Genomic DNA, 19,733 nt, shown 5'->3' on the forward strand with positions numbered 1-19,733 from the left:
GAACGAACATTCGGTTCCGGCAGTACCGAACCGGGAGGGGCCCGATGAGCGCGACCCACCACGACGTCCGTGAACCCGACCTCGAGGCGGTGTTCCAGGCCACGATCGATGCCGACCAGCGCATCGAGCCGCGGGACTGGATGCCGGACGACTACCGCAGGACGCTGATCCGCCAGATCGCCCAGCACGCGCACTCCGAGATCATCGGGATGCAGCCGGAGGGGAACTGGATCACCCGGGCGCCGTCGTTGCGGCGCAAGGCGATCCTGCTGGCCAAGGTGCAGGACGAGGCCGGGCACGGGATGTACCTGTACGCGGCGGCCGAGACCCTCGGCGTGGACCGCGAGGAGCTGACCGAGAAGCTCATCAGCGCCACACAGAAGTACTCGTCGATCTTCAACTACCCCACGCTGTCCTACGCGGACGTCGGCGTCATCGGCTGGCTGGTCGACGGTGCGGCGATCTGCAACCAGGTCCCGCTCTGCCGCTGCTCCTACGGGCCCTACGCCCGGGCGATGGTGCGGATCTGCAAGGAGGAGTCCTTCCACCAGCGGCAGGGCTACGAGCTGCTGCTGGCGATGGTGAACGGCACGCCGGAGCAGAAGGCCATGGTGCAGGAGTCGGTCGACCGCTGGTGGTGGCCGTCGCTGATGATGTTCGGCCCCGCGGACGGCGACTCGCCGAACACGCAGCAGTCGATGGCGTGGAACATCAAGCGGCACACCAACGACGAGCTGCGGCAGCGGTTCGTGGACATGTCCGTGCCGCAGGCGGAGGCGCTCGGCGTCACGCTGCCGGACCCGGACCTGCGTTGGAACCCCGAGCGGCAGGCGCACGACTTCGGGGAGCCGGACTGGTCGGAGTTCACGGCCGTCATCGCCGGGTCCGGCCCGGCCAACAGCCAGCGGCTCGCCCACCGGCGCCGCGCCCACGAGAACGGCGCCTGGGTGCGCGAGGCGGCCCAGGCCTATGCGGAGAAGCACTCATGAGCGAGCGGAAGTCCTGGCCCCTCTATGAGGTGTTCGTGCGGGGCAAGCGCGGGCTGAACCACGTGCACGTCGGGTCGCTGCACGCCGCGGACGACGAGATGGCGCTGCACAACGCGCGCGACCTCTACACCCGCCGCAACGAGGGCGTCTCGATCTGGGTGGTCAAGGCCGAGGCCATCACGGCGTCGAGCCCGAGCGAGAAGGACCCCTTCTTCGCGCCGAGCGGGGACAAGGTCTACCGCCACCCGACCTTCTACGCGATCCCGGAGGAGGTGCCGCACCTGTGAGCGACCCGACGAACGCCTACCAGTCGCTGTCCGAGACCACCGCGCAGGACGATCCGCGCTGGGCCTTCGGCACCGGCTTCACCGACGACGTGGCGGCGGAGATCTCCGCGCCGGTCCCCGCGGGCGTCGACCCGGCCGACCTGGCCGCGTACTGCCTCATGCTCGGCGACGACGCCCTGATCTACCAGCACCGCCTCTCCGAGTGGGTGGCGAACGCGCCGGAGCTGGAGGAGGAGGTCGCGCTCGCCAACATCGCGCTGGACCTGCTCGGCCAGGCCCGGGTACTGCTGTCCCGGGCCGGGCACCTGACCGGTGTCGGAAACGAGGGCGGTTCCGCAGGCTCGACGCCTGCCGAGGACCGGCTGGCCTACTTCCGGGTGGAGTCCGAGTTCCGCAACGTCGCGCTGGTCGAGCAGCCGGACGACCTGGACTTCGGCCGCTGCATCGCCCACCTGCTGCTGTTCTCCACCTGGCGGCTGGCCCTGCTCCACCGGCTCGTGTCCAGCGCGGACCCGGTGATCGCGGCGGTCGCGGCCAAGGGCGTCAAGGAGGTGGCCTACCACCGCGACTACGCGGTGCGGTGGACCCTGCGCCTCGGCGACGGCACCGCGGAGTCCCACCGGCGCATGCAGGCGGGGCTGGACGGGGCCTGGGCCTTCCTCGAGGAGCTGTTCCGCACCTCGGACGAGGAGCGCAGGCTGGTCGGCCCGGGCGTCGCCGTCGACCCGGCCGAGACCCGGGCGGAGGTCGAGGAGGTCCTCGACCAGGTGCTCACCCGGGCGACCCTGCAGCGGCCGACGACCCGGCCGATGGGCACGGTCGGCGGGCGGGGCGGTCGGCAGGGACTGCACACCGAGAAGCTGGGCCCGGTCGTCGACGAGCTGCAGAGCCTGGCCCGCCGGTTCGAGGGGGCGACATGGTGAGGGAGGCGCTCGCGCAGGTCGTCGACCCCGAGATGCCGATGCTCACCCTGGACGACCTGGGCGTCATCCGGTCGGTCGAGGAGACCGCGGACGGCGTCGTCGTCACGATCACGCCGACCTACTCCGGCTGCCCGGCGCTCGAGGTGATGCGGGACGACATCCGCGCGGCGCTGGCCGGGTACGGCCCGGTCGAGGTGCGCACGGTGCTCTCGCCCGCCTGGAGCACGGACTGGATCAGCGAGGCCGGCAGGCGCAAGCTCGCCGAGGCCGGGATCGCACCCCCCGGGACCGCCCCGCGCGGCCCGGTCCCGCTGCTGCTGACGGCCCCGCGCGTGCGGTGCCCGCGGTGCGGGGAGCCGGTGACCGAGGAGCTCTCCCGCTTCGGGCCCACGGCCTGCACGGCGCTGCGCCGCTGCCCGGCCTGCCGCGAGCCCTTCGAACACATGAAGGAGATCTGATGCACGCTCTGCGGGTGGGGGAGGTCGAGCGGCTGTGTGAGGACGCCGTGGCCGTGACCTTCGACGTCCCGGAGGACCTGCGCCCGCTCTACGACTTCCGGCCCGGGCAGTTCCTGACGCTGCAACGTGACGGTGAGCGGCGCTCGTACTCGATCTGCGCCCCGGTCGGTGCGGCGCCGCGGGTCGGCGTGCGCCGGGTGGACGGCGGGCTGTTCTCCGAGTGGCTCGTCGACCGGCTCGCGGTGGGGGACGAGGTCGAGGTCGGCCCGCCCGCGGGCTCCTTCACCCCCGAGCTCGCTGCGGGCACGCACCACGGGCTGATCGCCGCGGGCTCGGGCATCACGCCGGTGCTGTCCATCGCGGCGTCCCTGCTGGCGGCGCACCCGGACACCCGGGTCACGCTGATCTACGGCAACCGCCGTACCGACACCGTGATGTTCACCGAGGAGATCGCCGACCTCAAGAACGCCCACGGCCCGCGCCTGCACCTGCTCAACGTCCTGTCCCGCGAGCCCACCGAGGCGGACGTCTTCAACGGCAGGCTGGACGCCGACCGCCTGCGGACCCTGCTCGGCGCGCTGGTCGACGTCGAGGGCGTGGACCACTGGTGGCTGTGCGGCCCGCTCGGCATGACCGACGCCGCCGTCGCCGTGCTCGGCGAGCTGGGCGTCGACCGGGCCCGGGTGCACCGCGAGCTGTTCTACGTCGACGAGCCGCCGCCCGAGCTGCGCCGCCCCACCGCGGAGGTCGTGGACGGCGCGCAGGTCACGGTCGTGCTGAACGGCCGGACCACCGAGCTCGTCCTGCCCCGGGACGAGTCCGTGCTCGACGCCGCGCAGAAGGTCCGCGGCGATCTGCCGTTCGCCTGCAAGGGCGGGGTCTGCGGCACCTGCCGGGCCAAGGTCGTCTCCGGCGAGGTCACCATGCGCCGCAACTTCGCCCTGGAGGAGGACGAGGTCGCGAAGGGCTACGTCCTCACCTGCCAGACCCTGCCGGTCTCCGCGCAGGTCACGGTCGACTTCGACGCCTAGCCCCCCGTCCCCCCTGCTCAGACCCCGTGAGTGGCGATGGTCGCTCTGGCGACCATCGCCACTCACGGGGTGGTGGGGGTCCGTAGGCTGCGGGTGTGAAGAGCCTGGCGCGACCGTTCGTGATGGCAGGCGAGATCGCCTGGTGGGCGCCGCAGGTGATCGCCCGGCGGACCGTGCGGGTGGTCCGCGGCGGCTGGCCGCCCACCCCCCGCACCCGCCGCGAGCTGGGGCGCATGGTGGGGGAGAAGGTCGTCGCGGCCGCCCAGACGACCGCCGCGCTGCCGTTCGCCGCGGCGGGGGCGGCGACGAGCATCCTCACCCCGGTCCATCGCCGGGTCCGCGCCAACCACCGCCGCCTGGGCTGAGCCGTCCCGGCCTCGTCGGGGGCCGAACGAGAGCCGCCTCCACCTCTGGTACGGGGCCCCGGTGCCGCAAGGGCAGGTCGGAGCCCGACCGGACGGCCGGCCCGACCCGCCGGCACCCCCTCGGGTGTGATGGGATCGTCACGGAACGGTCCGGGCCGTGCGTTAACTTTGTCAATCACGCCCGGCGGCCACCCGTCGCCATGTCGGCGAGCGGCCGTCGTTCCACCGATCGGCGAGCCCCGCTGACCGCCCTCCACGATCGACGACGGTGCCGTATCCCGAGGAGAGTGCATGAGCGACACAGAGGAGACCTCCGGTCCGGCCCTGCGGGTCGGCGTGGTCGCGGAGTCGACGAAGGGGGAGACCCGGGTCGCCCTGTCGCCGGAGACCACGGCGAAGGTGATCGGGCTGGGCTACGCCGTGGCGGTGGAGTCCGGCGCGGGCGCGCACGCGGGTTTCGAGGACGCGGCGTACGCCGAGGCGGGCGCGGAGGTCGCTGCGGGCCCGGTGTGGGACGCGGACGTGGTGCTGATGGTGAACGCGCCGCAGCCGGACGAGATCCCGCAGCTGCGCTCGGGGGCCACGCTGATCGCGATGCTGGCGCCGCGGTTCGAGGAGGAGCGCACGGCGGCGCTCACGGCGGCCGGGGTGACGGCGCTGTCGATGGACGCGGTGCCGCGGATCTCGCGGGCGCAGTCGATGGACGTGCTGTCGTCGATGGCGAACATCGCCGGCTACCGGGCGGTGATCGAGGCGGCGCACGCGTTCGGTCGGTTCTTCACCGGGCAGGTCACCGCGGCGGGGAAGGTGCCCCCGGCGAAGGTGCTGGTGGCGGGCGCCGGCGTCGCGGGGCTCGCGGCGATCGCCGCGGCGAACTCGCTGGGCGCGGTGGTGCGGGCCACGGACCCCCGGGCCGAGGTCGCGGACCAGGTCAAGTCGCTCGGCGGTGAGTACCTGCCGGTGGAGGTGGAGCAGGAGGCCTCCACCGACGGCTACGCGAAGGCGACGAGCGAGGCCTACGACAAGCGGGCCGCCGAGATCTACTCCGAGCAGGCCGCGGAGTGCGACATCATCATCACCACGGCGCTGATCCCGGGGCGCCCCGCGCCGAAGCTGATCACGGCGGCGGACGTGGCGTCGATGCGGCCGGGTTCGGTGATCGTGGACATGGCGGCGGCGCAGGGCGGCAACGTCGAGGGTTCGGTGGCCGGTGAGGTCGTCACGACCGAGCACGGCGTGACGATCATCGGCTACACGGACCTGGCCGCGCGGCTGCCCGCGCAGGCCTCGCAGCTCTACGGCACGAACGTGCTGAACCTGCTCAAGCTGATGACCCCGGGCAAGGACGGGCACCTGGTCCTGGACCTGGACGACACGGTCGTCCGGGGGATCACGGTGGCGCACGCGGGGGAGACGTTGTGGCCGCCGCCCCCGGTCTCGGTGAGCGCGGCCCCGGCCGCGCAGCCTGCTGCGGCGCCGGTGGAGAAGGAACCGGAGAAGGAGCGCTCGCCGCTGGCGCGGGCCCTGCCCGGCGTGCTCGGCGCGGTGGCGTTGTTCCTGGTCACGGCGTTCGCGCCCCCGGAGCTCGCCGGGCACCTCACGGTGTTCGTGCTGGCGATCGTGATCGGCTTCTACGTCATCGGCAACGTGCACCACGCGCTGCACACGCCGCTGATGTCGGTGACGAACGCGATCTCCGGGATCATCGTCGTCGGCGCGATCCTGCAGCTCGGCACGGGCGGGAACGGGCTGGTCATCGCCCTGGCCGCCGTCGCGACGCTGCTGGCGTCGATCAACATCGTCGGTGGCTTCGCGGTGACCCGCCGCATGCTGCAGATGTTCACGAGGAGCTGAGGACATGCAGACGTGGACCACTGCGGCGTACCTGATCGCCGCCCTGCTGTTCGTGATCTCCCTGGCCGGGCTGTCGCGGCACGAGACCTCCCGCTCCGGGGTGCTGTTCGGCATCGCCGGCATGACCATCGCCCTCGTGGCCACCGCGATCGTCGCGCTGAGCAGCGCGTCCGCGTTGGGCATCGCGCTGCTGCTGGTCGCCCTGGTCATCGGCGCGGCCATCGGGCTCTGGCGGGCCCGCGTCGTCGAGATGACGGGTATGCCCGAGCTGATCGCGCTGATGCACTCCTTCGTCGGGCTCGCCGCGGTGCTCGTGGGCTGGAACGGCTACCTGGAGGTGGAATCCGGGCACCTGCAGCTGGCGGGCTCGCTGCTGGGCATCCACCACGGTGAGGTCGCCATCGGGGTGTTCATCGGCGCGGTGACCTTCACCGGGTCGATCATCGCCTACCTGAAGCTGTCGGCGAAGATCGCGTCCGCGCCGCTGATGCTGCCGGGCAAGAACGCCCTGAACCTGGGCGCCCTGGTCGTGTTCGCCGCGCTCACGGTGTGGTTCGTGATCACTCCCGCGCTCTGGATCCTGGCCGTGCTCACCGTGGTGGCGTTGCTGCTGGGCCTGCACCTGGTGGCGTCGATCGGCGGCGGGGACATGCCGGTCGTGGTGTCGATGCTCAACTCGTACTCGGGGTGGGCGGCGGCGGCGTCCGGCTTCCTGCTGGGCAACGACCTGCTGATCATCACCGGGGCGCTCGTCGGCTCGTCCGGTGCGTACCTGTCCTACATCATGTGCAAGGCGATGAACCGGTCGTTCCTCTCGGTGATCGCGGGCGGGTTCGGCGCCACGTCCTCGACGGCCGCGGCGGTGGAGGGCGAGCACCGCGAGGTCGCGGCCGACGGGGTCGCCGAGCTGCTGGCGAACGCCTCCAGCGTGGTGATCACCCCCGGCTACGGCATGGCGGTGGCCCAGGCCCAGTACCCGGTCGCCGAGCTGACCCGCAAGCTCCGGGACGCAGGCGTCGAGGTGCGGTTCGGGGTCCACCCGGTCGCCGGCCGGCTCCCGGGGCACATGAACGTGCTGCTCGCCGAGGCGCAGGTGCCCTACGACATCGTCCTGGAGATGGACGAGATCAACGACGACCTCGCCGAGACGGACGTCGTGTTGGTCATCGGGGCGAACGACACGGTCAACCCGGCCGCGTCGGAGGACCCGGGCTCGCCCATCGCCGGCATGCCGGTGCTGAAGGTGTGGGAGGCCAAGGACGTGATCGTGTTCAAGCGGTCCATGGCCACCGGGTACGCCGGGGTGCAGAACCCGCTGTTCTTCCGGGAGAACACCCAGATGCTCTTCGGAGATGCCAAGGAGCGGGTCCAGGACATCCTCGCCGCGCTGCCGGTGCCCAGCCGGTAGTCCTCAGACCGCGTACACGCCCGCCCGGGCCGCGGCGAGGGCCGCGGCCACGGCGCGGTCGCGGGCGGCCTCGGTCGGCAGCTCGCCGTGCGTCAGGAGCCGGTAGTACAGCGGCGCCGAGACCGCCCGGACCACCTCGGCCGGGTCCGTGCCCGCGGGCAGCTCACCGCGGGAGACCGCCTCGGCCACGCACGGCTCCCACTCGCGCACCCGCGCGTCGTAGAACCGGCGCAGCGCCGCCGCCGTCCGCTCGTCCGCGCGGGCCGCGCCGATCAACGCCGTCAGCAACCGGCCCTGCCGGGGGTCGGCGAGGGTGGAGCGCACCAGCTCGGCGTTCGCCCGCAGGTCGGACTCCAGGTCGCCGGTCGCGGCCCGCGGCGCCGAGGTCTCCACCATGTCGTCGACCAGCTCGGCGACGGCCGCGGCCACGGTGCCCCAGCGCCGGTACACCGTCGTCTTGCCCACGCCGGCCCGCCGCGCGACGTCCGCCAGGTCCACGCCTGCGAGCCCGTGCTCCACCAGCGCGTCCCCGACCGCGCGGACCACCGCCGCGCGCACCCGCGCCGTCCGTCCGCCCGGTCTGGCCATCGTCATGCCCGCAGACTAACGGAACAGTGGTCCCGTTTGCTATAACGGAACCATGGAACCGTTAAGGAGTCTCGGTCGCAGCGGCCTGCGGGTGCCCGCACTCGGCTTCGGCGCCGGCACGTTCGGTGGGCGCGGCGAGCTGTTCGGTGCGTGGGGCAGCACGGACGTCGCGCAGGCGCGGGAGATCGTGGCCCGCTGCGTCGCGGCGGGCGTCACCTTGTTCGACACCGCGGACGTCTACTCCGACGGCGCCTCCGAGGAGGTCCTGGGCGCCGCGGTGAAGGGTCGCCGGGACGAGGTGCTGATCTCCACGAAGGCGGGGCTGGCGGGCGGAACCTCGCGCAGCGCCCTGCTCACCGCCGTCGACAAGGCGCTGACCAGGCTCGACACCGACCACATCGACCTGTTCCACCTCCACGCCCTCGACGCGGCCACCCCGGCCGAGGAGGTCCTGTCCACCCTGGACGACCTCGTCCGGGCCGGGAAGGTCCGCTACGTCGGCGTCTCGAACTTCCCCGGCTGGGCGCTGCAGCGCTCGCTCGACCTGGCGGACCGGCACGGGTGGCCGCGGTACGTCTCGCATCAGGTCTACTACTCGCTCGTCGGGCGGGACTACGAGTGGGACCTGATGCCGCTCGGTGCCGCCGAGGGCGTCGGGGCGATGGTGTGGAGCCCGCTGGGGTGGGGACGGCTGACCGGCCGGATCCGCCGCGACGCGCCGATCCCGCCCGGGAGCCGGTTGCACGCGACCGCCGCGGCGGGCCCGCCGGTGGCGGACGACCTGCTCTTCGCTGTGGTCGACGCGCTGGACCAGGTCGCCGCCGAGACCGGCCGGTCCGTCCCGCAGATCGCGCTGAACTGGCTGACCACCCGGCCGACGGTCGGCTCGGTGATCATCGGGGCCCGGGACGTCGTCCAGCTCGAGCAGAACCTGGGCGCGGTGGGCTGGACCCTGGAGCCCGAGCACCTCGCGCTGCTCGACCGCGCCAGCCACCGCCCGGCGCCCTACCCGCACTTCCCCTACGAGCGGCAGGAGGCGTTCGCGGCGCTCAACCCGCCCCTGGTCGGAACCCGTGAGCGGCGATAGTCGCTCCAGCGACGATCGCCGCTCACGGTCGTGGTCGGGTCAGTGGTCGGGTCAGTGGTCGTGGCGGTGGGCGAGGATCTCGGCGCGGGTGTCGATCTCCTCGGGGGTGACCGTGTCGGCGAGCACGTCCTCCAGCGCGGCCAGCCACTCGCGGTAGTAGCTCCACTCGCCGGTGCTCGCCGCGATCCGCGCGACCAGGGCCGCCTGGAAGGCCTCCCAGGTGAACGCGCCCGCGTCCTGCAGGGTGACGGCCATGCCGAAGGCGCGGCTCTCCCAGGGCTCGGCGAAGACCAGCTCGCCGTTGCTGCGCGGGGGCGCGGCCGGGCCGTCGACCGGGAGGATCACGGCGCCACCTTCGCCACGCCCACCATCGCGTCCCGCGTGACCAGTCCGACCAGGTCCTCCTCGGACAGCGACTCGGTGCCGGCCGGGCGCTCCGGCAGGACCAGCCACCGGACCTCCGCGCTGGAGTCGCGGACGGTGATCTGGACGTCCTCGGGCAGGTCGAGGCCCATCTCGCGCAGCACCCGGCGGGGCTCCCGGACCACGCGGGCGCGGTAGGCCGGGTCCTTGTACCAGGACGGCGGCAGTCCGAGGACCGGCCACGGGTAGCAGGAGCACAGCGTGCAGACGACGACGTTGTGCCGCGTCGGGGTGTTCTCGACGACCACGATGTGCTCGCCCTGCGGCCCGGAGAAGCCGAGCTCCGCGATCGCCGCGGTGCCGTCGGCGAGCAGCCGCTCGCGGTAGGCCGGGTCGGTCCACGCCCTGGCGACGACCTTGGCCCCGTTGAGCGGACCCACCGCCCTCTCGTAGGTGGCGATGAAGCGGTCCATCACCGCGGGGTCCACGAGTCCGCGCTCGGTGAGGAGCTGTTCGAGCGCGGCGGTGCGCAGGGCGACGGGCGGCCGGGTCATGCCTTCTCCAGGTAGCGGTCGAAGAGGTCGACGGTCACGGCGAACGGCTCGGCGTCGGCGCCGTAGAGCTCCCGGGAGTCGAAGCGGACGGTGTAGACGTGCTGCGGGTTCTCGCCCTGGAAGAGCGCGTGGGTGTCCGGCAGCAGGTGGCCGGGCTGCACGACCTCGACGACGCCGACGTGCCCGCTCACGTACCGCGGCAGCTTGGTCGGCGCGGGCGGGACCTCGCCGACGCGCACCCGGTCGCCGACGCCGAACCGCGGCGGCGTGTCGACCTCGCGCAGCGAGCCGGGGCCGGTGGCGGCGTAGTCGGGCTTGGTGGGCTCCGGTGCGGGCGGCTCCTCGACCTGCGCGCCTTCGAGGGTGTGGGCGCGGGCGTCCACCGCGTCCGCGGCGATGATGCCGCTCTCGACCAGCATCAGCTCGACGGCGTTCAGCCAGCGCCCGTAGTAGCCCTCCGCGAAGTAGGCATGGTGGTCGAGGCGGTCCAGCGCGTACCGGAAGGCGTCGAGGTTGCGGCCGGAGATCCGGCCCATGCCCAGGACGGCGAGGGCGAAGGCGCGACCCTCCCAGGTCTCGGGGAAGACCGGCTCGTCCGGGGTGGGCGGGTGCACCGGGCCCCACCCGTCCGTCCCCCCGAGGTCGGCGATCGCGGGCATCGCACCACGTCCTTTAACGATGGATGACGGGTCTCCACGATAGTAGACGAGCGGGTGGTCAGGCCCGCAGGCGCGCGGCGGGCGGGAGCGGGGTCGCGTCCGGTGCCGCACGGAAGGACTGGACGATGAGGGCCGCGAGCCTGCGGGTCGCGGCCTCCCGCCCGGCCGGCGTGGTGGCCTGGATGCCCCGGCCCGCCTGCAGGGCGAGCAGTACGTCCTCGAGCACGATCTCCTCCCGCAGCATCCCGCCCGCCTTGGCCCGCCGGAGCAGCTCGGCCATCCCGCGGACCGAGCGGGCCCGGTCGTCGGTGAACGCCCCGGCCCGGGTGAGCTCCGCGACCACGCGGGGGTTCTCGGTGGTCGCGACGAGCAGCCGCTCGATCGCGCGGGCGAGGCCCTGCCAGGGATCGTCCGCGGCGAGGGCGTCGTCGACGATCGTCGAGCACAGGGCACGTTCGCGGGCAAAGGCCGCGTCGAGCAGGGCCTGCTTGGTCGGGAAGTGGCGGTAGACCGTCGCGGCCCCGACCCCGGCGCGGCGGGCCACGGTGCGCACGGGAGCGGAGGGTCCGCCTTCGGTGAAGGCCAGCCGGGCGGCGACCAGGATGCGCTCGCGGTTGGCGTCGGCGTCCGCGCGCCTGCTCGTCACCGCTGCCTCACTTCGGGGCCCACCTCACTCACTTTGCCAGGGCGCGGGCCCGGGCGTCCCTACCGTGCCGGCATGAGAGCAGTGCAGTTCCACGAGTACGGGCCGGCCTCCGTCCTGCGGATCGACGAGGTGCCCGAGCCGCACGCCGGTCCGGGGGAGATCCGCATCGTCACGCGGACGTCGAGCGTGTCGGCCGGGGAGGTGCGGATCCGGTCGGGCGCGTTGCGGGCCGCGCTGTCGGCGCCGTTCCCGTTCCGGACCGGGTTCGACGCCGCGGGCGTGGTCGACGAGGTGGGCGCCGGCGTCTCCGACGTCTCGGTCGGGGACGAGGTGTTCGGCGCGGCGGCGACCGACACGCGCGGCGCCAACGCCGACGTCGCGGTGCTCGCCGCGTGGGCCCCGAAGCCGGCGGCGTGGACCTGGGAGGAGGCCGGTGGCGCGGCGGGCCCGGTCGAGACGGGGTACCGGGTGTGGGACCGGCTCGACGTCCGCCCGGGACGGACCGTGCTGGTGAACGGGGCGGCGGGCGGCACCGGATCGGTCGCCGTGCAGCTGGCCGCGGCGCGGGGCGCCCGGGTGATCGGGACCGCGAGCCCCGGCAACCACGCGTTCCTGCGGTCACTCGGCGTGGAGCCGACGACCTACGGGCCGGGGCTGGTCGAGCGGGTCCGGGCGCTGGCGCCCTCCGGGGTCGACGCGGTGCTGGACTGTGCGGGCGGCGCACTCCCCGCGCTCGTCGAGATCGCGGGCGATCCGGCCCGGGTCGTCACGATCGCCGACCTCGGCGCCGCCGACCTCGGCGTGCACCTGTCCCACACGACGTCCGGGCTCCCCGGGAGCCCGCCCGACCCGGAGGCGGTGCACGGCCTCGCGGCGGCCGCCGAGCTGGCGGACCGGGGGCCCCTGCGGATCCCCGTGGCGCACGCCTTCCCGTTCACCGAGGTGGCCTCCGCCCACGCGCTGAGCGAGACCGGCCACGCCCGCGGGAGGATCGTGCTCGTGCACTGACCGCGACCGGTCAGCCCGTCCGGGGCGACCGCAGCGAGCCGATCGCGAGGCCGCTCGGCGCCTGCGCCTCCGGGGCCGCGGCGGGGGCGGGCGCCGGGGCGGACTCGGCGAGATCCTCGAGGGCCGAGGCGGCGGGGGCGAAGAACAGGCCGCCGGTGACGGCGCGGGAGAAGTCGAGGATGCGGTCGTAGTCGCCCGGCGGGTCGCCGAGGAACATGTTGCGCAGCATGGTCTCGGTGACCGCCGGGTCGGCCGCGTAGCCCAGGAACAGGGTGCCGAACTCGCCCGCCGCCGGGCTGCCGAACGGCATGTTGTCCCGGACGATCTGCAGCTCCTCGCCGTCGTCGTCGGTGACGGTGGTGAGCAGCCGGTGCGCCGACGAGGGCAGCTCCGCCTCGGCGATCTCGGTGTTGTCGAGCTTGCGCCGCCCGATGATCCGCTCCTGGGCGGCGGTGTCCAGCCCGTTCCACGCGTCCAGGTCGTGCAGGTACTTCTGCACGATCGCGTAGCTCCCGCCCGCGTGCTCGCCCTCGGCGACCAGCGCGGCCGCGGGCACCGCGGGCCCGGTCGGGTTCTCGGTGCCGTCGACGAAACCGAGCAGGTCGCGGTTGTCGAAGAAGCGGAAGCCCTGGACCTCCCACTCCGGGCGCAGTGCCGGACCCAGCGCCGCCAGGATCTGCGTGGCCAGCGCGAAACACAGGTCCGAGCGCTCGGCGCGGATGTGGAACAGCACGTCCCCGGGGGTGGCGGGCGCGTCGTGCACGCCGTGCAGCGGGACGAAGGGGTGCAGGCCCGCGGGCGCCGGCGCGGCGAACAGCCGCGGCCAGACCTCGGCGCCGAACCCGAGTACGCAGGTCAGCGCGGCGGACGGCTCGCGGAACCCGACCGCGCGGACCAGGCCCGCGAGGTCGGCGCAGAACTCGCGGACGGTCGCGTGGGCCGCCTCGTCCTGTGGCACGGTGCCGACCAGGATCAACGCGGCGCTGCTCAACGGGGCGGTGACGGCCTGCGGCTCGGGAAGCGGGTGCACGCGGGGGAGTCTGCCGGCCGGACCGGCCGAGACGGTGCAGACGCACGCACGCGGGTCACCGCGCGCGTGCGCCGGTGCCGCTCACCCGCGGCCCGCGGCCTCCTGCAGGTCGTCGATGCGCGTCGAGGCCTCGGCCTTGGTGAGGGAGTCGAGGTCCTCCGGGGCCTCCCGGCCCGCCTGCTGCGACAGGGTCTCCAGGTAGGAGCGCTGCGGGCCGGTGATCGGCTCGTCGCCGGTCGTCCAGTCGGCGGGGTCCTTCTCGGCGGTGGTGTCCACTCGGTCGGTCATGGCTCGAACGTACATTCGACCGGCGCGGCGCGCGAGTCGGGTGGTGTCGGCCCCCGTGGCCCCGGGTAGCCGGTGCAGGTACGGAAAGGAGCTGAGCATGGGTGTACTGGACGGCAAGCGCATCGCGATCGTGGCGACCGATGGCGTCGAGGAGGTCGAGCTGACCGCGCCGCGCCAGGCGGTGGTCGACGCGGGCGCCACCGCCGAGATCGTGTCGCCTGCGGGGGGCGCGATCCAGTCGATGAACTCCGACATCGCGCCGAGCGCGACGTACCCGGTGGACCGGGTGGCCGCGGAGGTCTCCGCGGCCGACTTCGACGCGGTCATCCTGCCGGGCGGCACGGTGAACGCCGACCGCCTGCGGACGGACGCGGACGTGCTGAACCTGGTCAAGGGCGCGTTCGCCGCGAACAAGCCCGTCGGGGTGATCTGTCACGGCCCGTGGACGCTGGTCGAGGCGGACCTGGTGAAGGGGCGGACGCTGACGTCCTTCCCGAGCCTGCGCACGGACATCCGCAATGCGGGCGGCACCGTCGTCGACGAGCAGGTCGTGGTGGACCGCGGTCTGGTCAGCAGCCGCGACCCGGATGACCTGGACGCCTTCTGCGAGGCGATCGTGAAGGAGTTCGCCGGGGCCTGAGCAGTCCCGTGTCGAGTGGGGCCGCACCGTGTCCGGTGCGGCCCCACTCGGCGTTCCGGCGACCAGCTGCTGAGATCGGAGGTCGGACCTGTCCGTACAGGTCGGGGCTGCGATCGGGCGTCGTGGGTCACAGTCACCCGGATGGTTGGCGCGAACGGCCGCACCGTACGTAGAGTGCATCAGGACCATCCAGAGCGGCCGAGAGACCCGGATCGACGACGCCGCAGCAACCCCCCGTCCGACGGGTGCGGGTGCTACCGCCGGGTGCGATGGAGGAACCATGTTCGTCGGTGTGCGCCGCCGCCACGTCGATCTCCTGCGCACGGCCAGCGCGGGCTGTCGGGGCTGACCCCTGCCCCCTGCCCGATCCGCACAGGAGAAGTCCGCCCATGGCCCCCCTCCACCTCGCCGTCGCCCTCGACGGCGCAGGCTGGCACCCCGCCGCCTGGCGTGAGCCGAGCGCCCGCCCCGACCAGCTGTTCACCGCCCGCTACTGGGCCGCGCTCGCCCGCGCCGCCGAGCGCGGCCTGCTCGACCTGCTCACGATCGAGGACGCGTTCGGCCTGCAGTCCGGGGACCACCTCGCCGTCGCCGACCGCCGCACCGACCAGGTGCGCGGCCGGTTGGACGCCCAGCTCGTCGCCGCGTTCGTCGCTCCGCTGACCCGCCACGTGGGCCTGGTCCCGACCGTCACCACGACGCACACCGAGCCGTTCCACATCGCCTCGGCGATCTCCACGCTCGACCACGACAGCCACGGGCGCGCCGGCTGGCGGGTGCAGACCTCCACCCGTGCCGACGAGGCGGCCCACTTCGGCCGCCGGGTGCTGCCGGAGATCCGCCGCGAGTCGCTGAACACCCCGGAGACCGCCGCCGCGGTCGCCGACCTGTTCGAGGAGGCGGCGGACGCCGTCGAGGTCGTCCGGCGGCTCTGGGACAGCTGGGAGGACGGTGCGGAGATCCGGGACGCCGCGACCGGGCGGTTCCTCGACCGTTCGAAGGTCCACCCGATCGACTTCACCGGCCGGTTCTTCGCGGTCCGGGGCCCGGGCATCGTGCCGCGACCGCCCCAGGGCCAGCCGCTGGTCGTGGCGCTCGCCCACGCCCGAGCGGCCTACGAGCTCGCGGCCCGCGCCGCGGACGTCGTGTTCACGACGCCGCACGGGGTGTCCGAGATCCCGGCGATCCTCGGCGAGGTGCGTGCCGCACAGCGCGCGGTCGGCAGGCCCGGCGCACCGCTGAAGGTCCTCGCCGACCTGGTCGTGATCCTCGACGCGGACGCGGCGACCGCGCACGAGCGGCGCAGGCGGCTGGAGGCGGTCAGCCCGCTGCGGTCGGACGCGGCGGTGCTCGCCGGCACCCCGACCGCCCTCGCGGACCTCCTGGAGTCCTGGGCCGAGCAGGGGCTGGACGGTTTCCGGCTGCGCCCCGCCGTGCTGCCCACCGACCTCGACGTGATCGTCGACCGGCTGGTGCCGGAGCTGCAGCGGCGCGGGCTGTTCCGCACCGCGTACGAACCCGGGACGCTGCGCGAGCGCTTCGGGCTGGACCGCACCGAGAGCAGGTACGCGGCATGAGCACCCGGCGGCAGGTGATCCTCGGGGCCTACTTCCCGGGCGTCAACCACGACACCGTGTGGAGCGACCCGGCCTCGGGCAGCCACATCGACTTCGCCTCCTACGAGCACTGGGCCCGCACCGCCGAGCGCGGCACGTTCGACCTGCTGTTCCTGGCCGAGGGGCTGCGCCTGCGCACCCGCGGCGACGCGGTGTTCGACCAGGACGTCGTCGGCAGGCCGGACACGTTCACCGTGCTGGCGTCGCTGGCCGCCGTGACCGAGCACGTCGGCCTCGCGGGCACGATCAACGCGACCTTCAACGAGCCCTACGAGCTGGCCCGCCGGTTCGCGACGCTGGACATCCTGTCCGGCGGCCGCGCCGCGTGGAACGTCGTGACCAGCTCGGACGCCGACACCGGCGAGAACTTCCGGCGCGGCGGCTTCCTGTCCCACGCCCAGCGCTACGAGCGGGCGGGGGAGATCCTCGACGCCGTCCGGGCGCTGTGGGACTCGTGGGGGTCCGACGCCGTCGTGGCGGACAAGGCGAGCGGGCGCTTCCTGCGGGACGCGCACGTGGGGGACTTCGCGGTCCGCGGCACCCAGTTCGACATCGCGGGCCGGTTCACCACGCCCCGCAGCCCCCAGGGCCATCCCGTGGTGCTGCAGGCGGGGGAGTCGCCCGCGGGCCGGGACTTCGCGGCCGCCCGCTCGGACGCGATCTTCTCCCGCTACTCGACGTTCGCGGAGGCCCGAGCCTTCTACACCGACGTCAAGGCACGGGTGGCCCGACTCGGGCGGGACCCGGAGCAGGTCAAGATCCTGCCCTCGGCGTCGGTGATCCTCGGGGACACCGAGGCCGAGGCCCGGGACCGGCACCGGGACGTCCGCAGCAGGCAGGTGGACCCGTTCACCGCGGTCGTGCTGGCGGAGATGGTGTGGAACCGGGACCTGTCGGGGGTGGACCCCGACGGGCCGGTGCCCGACCTGGAGCCCACCCCCGAGGCGCCGAAGTGGATCCGCGGACGCGCCCCGCTCACCCGGGACGCGCACGCCACCGCCGCGGCCTGGCGGGAGCTGGGCCGCACGCACGGCTGGTCGCTGCGGGAGGTCGTCACGCACGTGTTCGACCGCGCGGTGTTCGTCGGCACGCCCTCCACGGTCGCCGCCGAGATCGACCGCTACGTGCAGGAACGCGCGGTCGACGGGTTCATCCTCGGCTCCCACGTCAGCCCGGCGGGGCTGGACGAGGTCGTCGACCGGGTCGTCCCGCTGCTGCGCGAGCGCGGTGTCCTGCGGTCCGCCTACACCGGGTCGACGCTGCGCGAGCACCTCGGCCTGCCCCTCCCGACCGGTCTCGGCGAACCCGCCGCGCCGAGCGCGGCCTCCTGACCTCATCCCGTACCACCCCGTACTCCCGAAGGAATCCCGACATGACCGCCAGACCCCGCCGGTTGCTGTTGCCCGGCCTCCTCGCCGCCGTCCTGGCCCTGTCCGCGTGCGGCGGTGGGGGCGGCGCCGCGGCAGGCGGTGACGCCGGGCCCCCGCAGCCGGGCGGCACGCTGCGCTTCGCCGTCGGCAGCGACGCGGGCTGCGTCGACCCCCAGCAGGTCGGGAGCAACGACACGATCTACTCGGTCCGCCAGCTCGTCGACTCGCTGACCGACCAGGACCCGCAGACGGGGGAGCTCAAGCCCTGGCTGGCCACCTCGTGGGAGACCTCGCCGGACGCGAAGAGCTACACCTTCACCCTGCGCGAGGGTGTGACCTTCTCCGACGGCACCCCGCTGGACGCGAACGCGGTCAAGGCGAACTTCGACCGGATTCCGCAGATCGGCGCGCGCGGCACGCTGCCGAAGGGGTACCTCGCGGGCTACGCGGGCACGACGGTGGAGTCGCCGACGCGGTTCACGGTGTCGTTCCAGCAGCCGAACGTGCAGTTCCTGCAGGCGACGTCGACCCACAGCCTCGGCATCCTGTCCCCGGCCACCGTGGCGAAGTCCGATGACGACCGCTGCGCGGGCGTGATCGGGTCCGGCCCGTTCACGCTGCAGAGCTACACCAAGAACGCCTCGATCGTGCTGGCGAAGCGCCCGGGCTACGCGTGGGGGTCGTCGCTGTTCACGCAGCCGGGTGAGGCGCTGCTGGACACCGTGGAGTTCCGGATCGTGCCGGAGTCCGGTGTGCGCACCGGGGCCCTGCAGTCGGGTGAGGTCGACGCCATCGGCAGCATCGGCCAGCAGGACGAGGCGCCGCTGACCGGCGCGGGCGCGCAGCTGCAGGCGCGGTCCAACCCCGGCGTCGTGTTCGGGCTCGCGTTCAACCAGCAGAAGCCGATCGTGAGCGACCCGGCCGTGCGGCAGGCGCTGCTCACCGCCGTGAACCGGGACGAGATCGTCGGCGGCGTCTTCCCGTCGCAGACCAAGGCCGCGACCAGCGTGCTGGCCTCCACCACGCCGTCCTACGCCGACCAGGGGCTGACCTTCGACGCGGCGAAGTCCGCCGCCGTCCTCGACGCCGCGGGCTGGGTCGCGGGTCCCGACGGCATCCGGGTCAAGGACGGCCAGAAGCTGACCATCCCGGTGACCTACTCGCCGGTGGCCGCCACCAACAAGCCCGCCCTCGAGCTGCTGCAGCAGCAGGCCAAGAACGTGGGCATCGACCTGCAGATCCAGGAGGTGCCGATCGCGAACGCCGCCCAGATCCAGACGGCGGGCGACTTCTCGGCGCTCTGGTACAACATCACCCGGGCCGACCCGGACATCCTGCGCGGCCAGTTCTCGACCGCGGGCGCCAACCTGTTCCGGCTGCCGGACAGCCCGCTGCAGGGCCTGCTGACCGCCCAGGCCGCCGAGCCGGACCCCGCCAAGCGCACCGCGCTCGTCGCGCAGGCGCAGCAGGAGATCCTGGCCGAGGGCGTCTTCGTGCCGGTCGTCGAGCTGACGACCGTGCTCGGGGTGGGCGCGCAGGTCCACGGCATCACGTTCGACGCCTCCTCGCGCATCCAGCTGCACGACGCCTGGAAGTCCAGCAGCGCATGATCGGATACCTGGTCCGGCGCGTCGCCACCGCCGTCGCGGTCCTCTGGGCCGCGTACACGGTGACCTTCATCGTCCTGTACCTGCTGCCCGGCGACCCGATCACCACCATGGCGAGCGGGGGCCTGGACGGTGAGCCCCTCACCCCGGAGGCGATCGAGGCGCTCAAGGTCCGCTACGGCCTCGACCAGCCGCTGATCGTCCAGTACGGGCACCGGCTCGCCGAGGCGGTGCGGGGCGACCTGGGGACGTCCATCCAGACCGGCCAGGACGTGCGCGGGGCCATCCTCGACGCGCTGCCGTCGACGCTGCAGGTCGCGCTGGCCGGTCTGCTGTTCGCGGTGCTGGTCGGCGGCGGGCTCGCGCTCGCCGCCACCTCGACCCGGCTGCGCTGGCTGCGGCAGGTGCTCATGGCGCTGCCGTCGCTGGCGGTGTCGCTGCCGGTGTTCTGGGTCGGGCTCATGCTGGTCCAGGTGTTCTCCTTCGGGCTGCACTGGCTGCCCTCCACCGGGGCGAACGGCCCGGCGGCGCTCGTGCTCCCCGCGATCACCCTCGGGCTGCCGATGGGCGCGCTCATCGCGCAGGTGCTGGCGAAGAGCATGGACACCGCGCTGGCCGAGCCCTATGTCGGCACGGCCCGCGCCAAGGGCGTCGGGGAGCGGGACGTCCACCTGCGGCACGCCCTGCGCAACGCGGCCATCCCGGCGCTGACGGTGCTCGGGTACGTGGCGGGCAACCTGCTCGCGGGCACCGTCGTCGTCGAGACGGTGTTCACCCGACCCGGCCTGGGCAGGCTCACGGTGCAGGCGGTCGGGGTGCAGGACATCCCGCTCGTGCAGGGGATCGTGATCTTCGCGTCGCTCGTGTTCGTCGGCGTGAACCTGCTCGTCGACCTGATCTACCCGGTCCTCGACCCGAGGATCGCGACGGGGGTGCCGGCATGACCGCCGACGTGCTCCCTC

General features: G+C 73.5%; 22 protein-coding genes. 15 read left to right on the forward strand and 7 right to left on the reverse strand.

Annotated elements, in window-relative coordinates; genetic code table 11:
• Positions 1 to 44: 44 nt before the first annotated feature.
• From paaA to pntB, 8 genes are all read left to right on the forward strand, one after another.
• Complete coding sequence (gene paaA / locus L3X23_RS05735; RefSeq protein ID WP_237191082.1) at positions 45 to 989, forward strand: 1,2-phenylacetyl-CoA epoxidase subunit PaaA; 945 nt, start codon at positions 45 to 47, stop codon at positions 987 to 989.
• Positions 986 to 1,276 (forward strand): 1,2-phenylacetyl-CoA epoxidase subunit PaaB, encoded by a 291-nt coding sequence (gene paaB / locus L3X23_RS05740; protein ID WP_093075905.1) that lies wholly within the window; start codon positions 986 to 988, stop codon positions 1,274 to 1,276. Before paaA ends, paaB begins: the two co-directional genes overlap by 4 nt.
• Positions 1,273 to 2,199: a 1,2-phenylacetyl-CoA epoxidase subunit PaaC gene (paaC, locus tag L3X23_RS05745; RefSeq protein WP_237191083.1), complete on the forward strand. Its 927-nt coding sequence runs from the start codon at positions 1,273 to 1,275 to the stop codon at positions 2,197 to 2,199. The genes paaB and paaC overlap by 4 nt, the downstream gene beginning before the upstream one ends.
• A complete protein-coding gene (paaD, locus tag L3X23_RS05750) occupies positions 2,193 to 2,657 on the forward strand; it encodes a 1,2-phenylacetyl-CoA epoxidase subunit PaaD (protein ID WP_237191084.1) in 465 nt (154 codons plus the stop codon). Before paaC ends, paaD begins: the two co-directional genes overlap by 7 nt.
• A complete protein-coding gene (gene paaE / locus L3X23_RS05755) occupies positions 2,657 to 3,688 on the forward strand; it encodes a 1,2-phenylacetyl-CoA epoxidase subunit PaaE (protein WP_237191085.1) in 1,032 nt (343 codons plus the stop codon). Before paaD ends, paaE begins: the two co-directional genes overlap by 1 nt.
• 95 nt (positions 3,689 to 3,783) lie before the next feature.
• Positions 3,784 to 4,053, forward strand: coding sequence for a hypothetical protein (locus tag L3X23_RS05760; protein ID WP_237191086.1), 270 nt, complete (start codon positions 3,784 to 3,786; stop codon positions 4,051 to 4,053).
• Between the two features lie 291 nt (positions 4,054 to 4,344).
• A complete protein-coding gene (locus L3X23_RS05765; RefSeq protein WP_237191087.1) occupies positions 4,345 to 5,907 on the forward strand; it encodes a Re/Si-specific NAD(P)(+) transhydrogenase subunit alpha in 1,563 nt (520 codons plus the stop codon).
• Positions 5,908 to 5,911: 4 nt separating this feature from the next.
• Entirely contained in the window at positions 5,912 to 7,315 is a 1,404-nt protein-coding gene (gene pntB / locus L3X23_RS05770; protein ID WP_237191088.1) for a Re/Si-specific NAD(P)(+) transhydrogenase subunit beta, read from the forward strand.
• A gap of 3 nt (positions 7,316 to 7,318) precedes the next feature.
• Here the strand turns inward: pntB and L3X23_RS05775 are convergent, their stop codons facing one another.
• Positions 7,319 to 7,909, reverse strand: coding sequence for a TetR/AcrR family transcriptional regulator (locus tag L3X23_RS05775; protein ID WP_237191089.1), 591 nt, complete (start codon positions 7,907 to 7,909; stop codon positions 7,319 to 7,321).
• Positions 7,910 to 7,955: 46 nt separating this feature from the next.
• Between L3X23_RS05775 and L3X23_RS05780 the strand changes: the two genes are divergently transcribed.
• Positions 7,956 to 8,990 (forward strand): aldo/keto reductase, encoded by a 1,035-nt coding sequence (locus tag L3X23_RS05780; protein ID WP_237191090.1) that lies wholly within the window; start codon positions 7,956 to 7,958, stop codon positions 8,988 to 8,990.
• Between the two features lie 51 nt (positions 8,991 to 9,041).
• On the opposite strand, the gene L3X23_RS05785 is transcribed toward L3X23_RS05780, so the two are convergent.
• The 4 genes from L3X23_RS05785 to L3X23_RS05800 are packed head-to-tail and all read right to left on the reverse strand — an operon-like array spanning position 9,042 to position 11,212.
• Entirely contained in the window at positions 9,042 to 9,335 is a 294-nt protein-coding gene (locus tag L3X23_RS05785; RefSeq protein WP_237191091.1) for a nitrile hydratase accessory protein, read from the reverse strand.
• Complete coding sequence (gene nthA, locus L3X23_RS05790; RefSeq protein ID WP_237191092.1) at positions 9,332 to 9,907, reverse strand: nitrile hydratase subunit alpha; 576 nt, start codon at positions 9,905 to 9,907, stop codon at positions 9,332 to 9,334. The genes L3X23_RS05785 and nthA overlap by 4 nt, the downstream gene beginning before the upstream one ends.
• A complete protein-coding gene (nthB, locus tag L3X23_RS05795) occupies positions 9,904 to 10,566 on the reverse strand; it encodes a nitrile hydratase subunit beta (protein ID WP_237191093.1) in 663 nt (220 codons plus the stop codon). Before nthB ends, nthA begins: the two co-directional genes overlap by 4 nt.
• Before the next feature lie 58 nt (positions 10,567 to 10,624).
• Positions 10,625 to 11,212, reverse strand: a complete 588-nt coding sequence (locus tag L3X23_RS05800; protein ID WP_237191094.1) for a TetR/AcrR family transcriptional regulator — start codon at positions 11,210 to 11,212, stop codon at positions 10,625 to 10,627.
• Between the two features lie 72 nt (positions 11,213 to 11,284).
• Between L3X23_RS05800 and L3X23_RS05805 the strand changes: the two genes are divergently transcribed.
• The gene (locus L3X23_RS05805; protein WP_237191095.1) at positions 11,285 to 12,220 is read left to right on the forward strand and encodes an NADP-dependent oxidoreductase; all 936 of its coding nucleotides are present in this window, start codon (positions 11,285 to 11,287) and stop codon (positions 12,218 to 12,220) included.
• A gap of 10 nt (positions 12,221 to 12,230) precedes the next feature.
• Here L3X23_RS05805 and L3X23_RS05810 read toward each other — a convergent pair whose 3' ends face one another.
• Together L3X23_RS05810 and L3X23_RS05815 are read right to left on the reverse strand one after the other, a co-directional pair.
• Positions 12,231 to 13,250, reverse strand: a complete 1,020-nt coding sequence (locus L3X23_RS05810; RefSeq protein WP_237191096.1) for a Dyp-type peroxidase — start codon at positions 13,248 to 13,250, stop codon at positions 12,231 to 12,233.
• An 81-nt stretch (positions 13,251 to 13,331) separates the two neighbouring features.
• Positions 13,332 to 13,538, reverse strand: coding sequence for a DUF3072 domain-containing protein (locus L3X23_RS05815; RefSeq protein ID WP_093075861.1), 207 nt, complete (start codon positions 13,536 to 13,538; stop codon positions 13,332 to 13,334).
• A 97-nt stretch (positions 13,539 to 13,635) separates the two neighbouring features.
• On the opposite strand from L3X23_RS05815, the gene L3X23_RS05820 reads away from it, so the two are divergent.
• The 5 genes from L3X23_RS05820 to L3X23_RS05840 all read left to right on the forward strand — a co-directional run bounded on the left by L3X23_RS05820 (position 13,636) and on the right by L3X23_RS05840 (position 19,715).
• Complete coding sequence (locus L3X23_RS05820; RefSeq protein WP_237191097.1) at positions 13,636 to 14,178, forward strand: type 1 glutamine amidotransferase domain-containing protein; 543 nt, start codon at positions 13,636 to 13,638, stop codon at positions 14,176 to 14,178.
• A 389-nt stretch (positions 14,179 to 14,567) separates the two neighbouring features.
• Complete coding sequence (locus L3X23_RS05825; RefSeq protein WP_237191098.1) at positions 14,568 to 15,755, forward strand: LLM class flavin-dependent oxidoreductase; 1,188 nt, start codon at positions 14,568 to 14,570, stop codon at positions 15,753 to 15,755.
• Positions 15,752 to 17,125, forward strand: coding sequence for an NtaA/DmoA family FMN-dependent monooxygenase (locus L3X23_RS05830; RefSeq protein WP_237191099.1), 1,374 nt, complete (start codon positions 15,752 to 15,754; stop codon positions 17,123 to 17,125). Before L3X23_RS05825 ends, L3X23_RS05830 begins: the two co-directional genes overlap by 4 nt.
• A 41-nt stretch (positions 17,126 to 17,166) precedes the next feature.
• A complete protein-coding gene (locus L3X23_RS05835) occupies positions 17,167 to 18,774 on the forward strand; it encodes an ABC transporter substrate-binding protein (RefSeq protein WP_237191100.1) in 1,608 nt (535 codons plus the stop codon).
• Positions 18,771 to 19,715, forward strand: a complete 945-nt coding sequence (locus L3X23_RS05840; RefSeq protein WP_237191101.1) for an ABC transporter permease — start codon at positions 18,771 to 18,773, stop codon at positions 19,713 to 19,715. The genes L3X23_RS05835 and L3X23_RS05840 overlap by 4 nt, the downstream gene beginning before the upstream one ends.
• Positions 19,716 to 19,733: the final 18 nt, after the last annotated feature.

The organism is Pseudonocardia sp. WMMC193, assembly GCF_021728735.1.
In the GTDB taxonomy this organism is placed as follows: domain Bacteria; phylum Actinomycetota; class Actinomycetes; order Mycobacteriales; family Pseudonocardiaceae; genus Pseudonocardia; species Pseudonocardia oroxyli.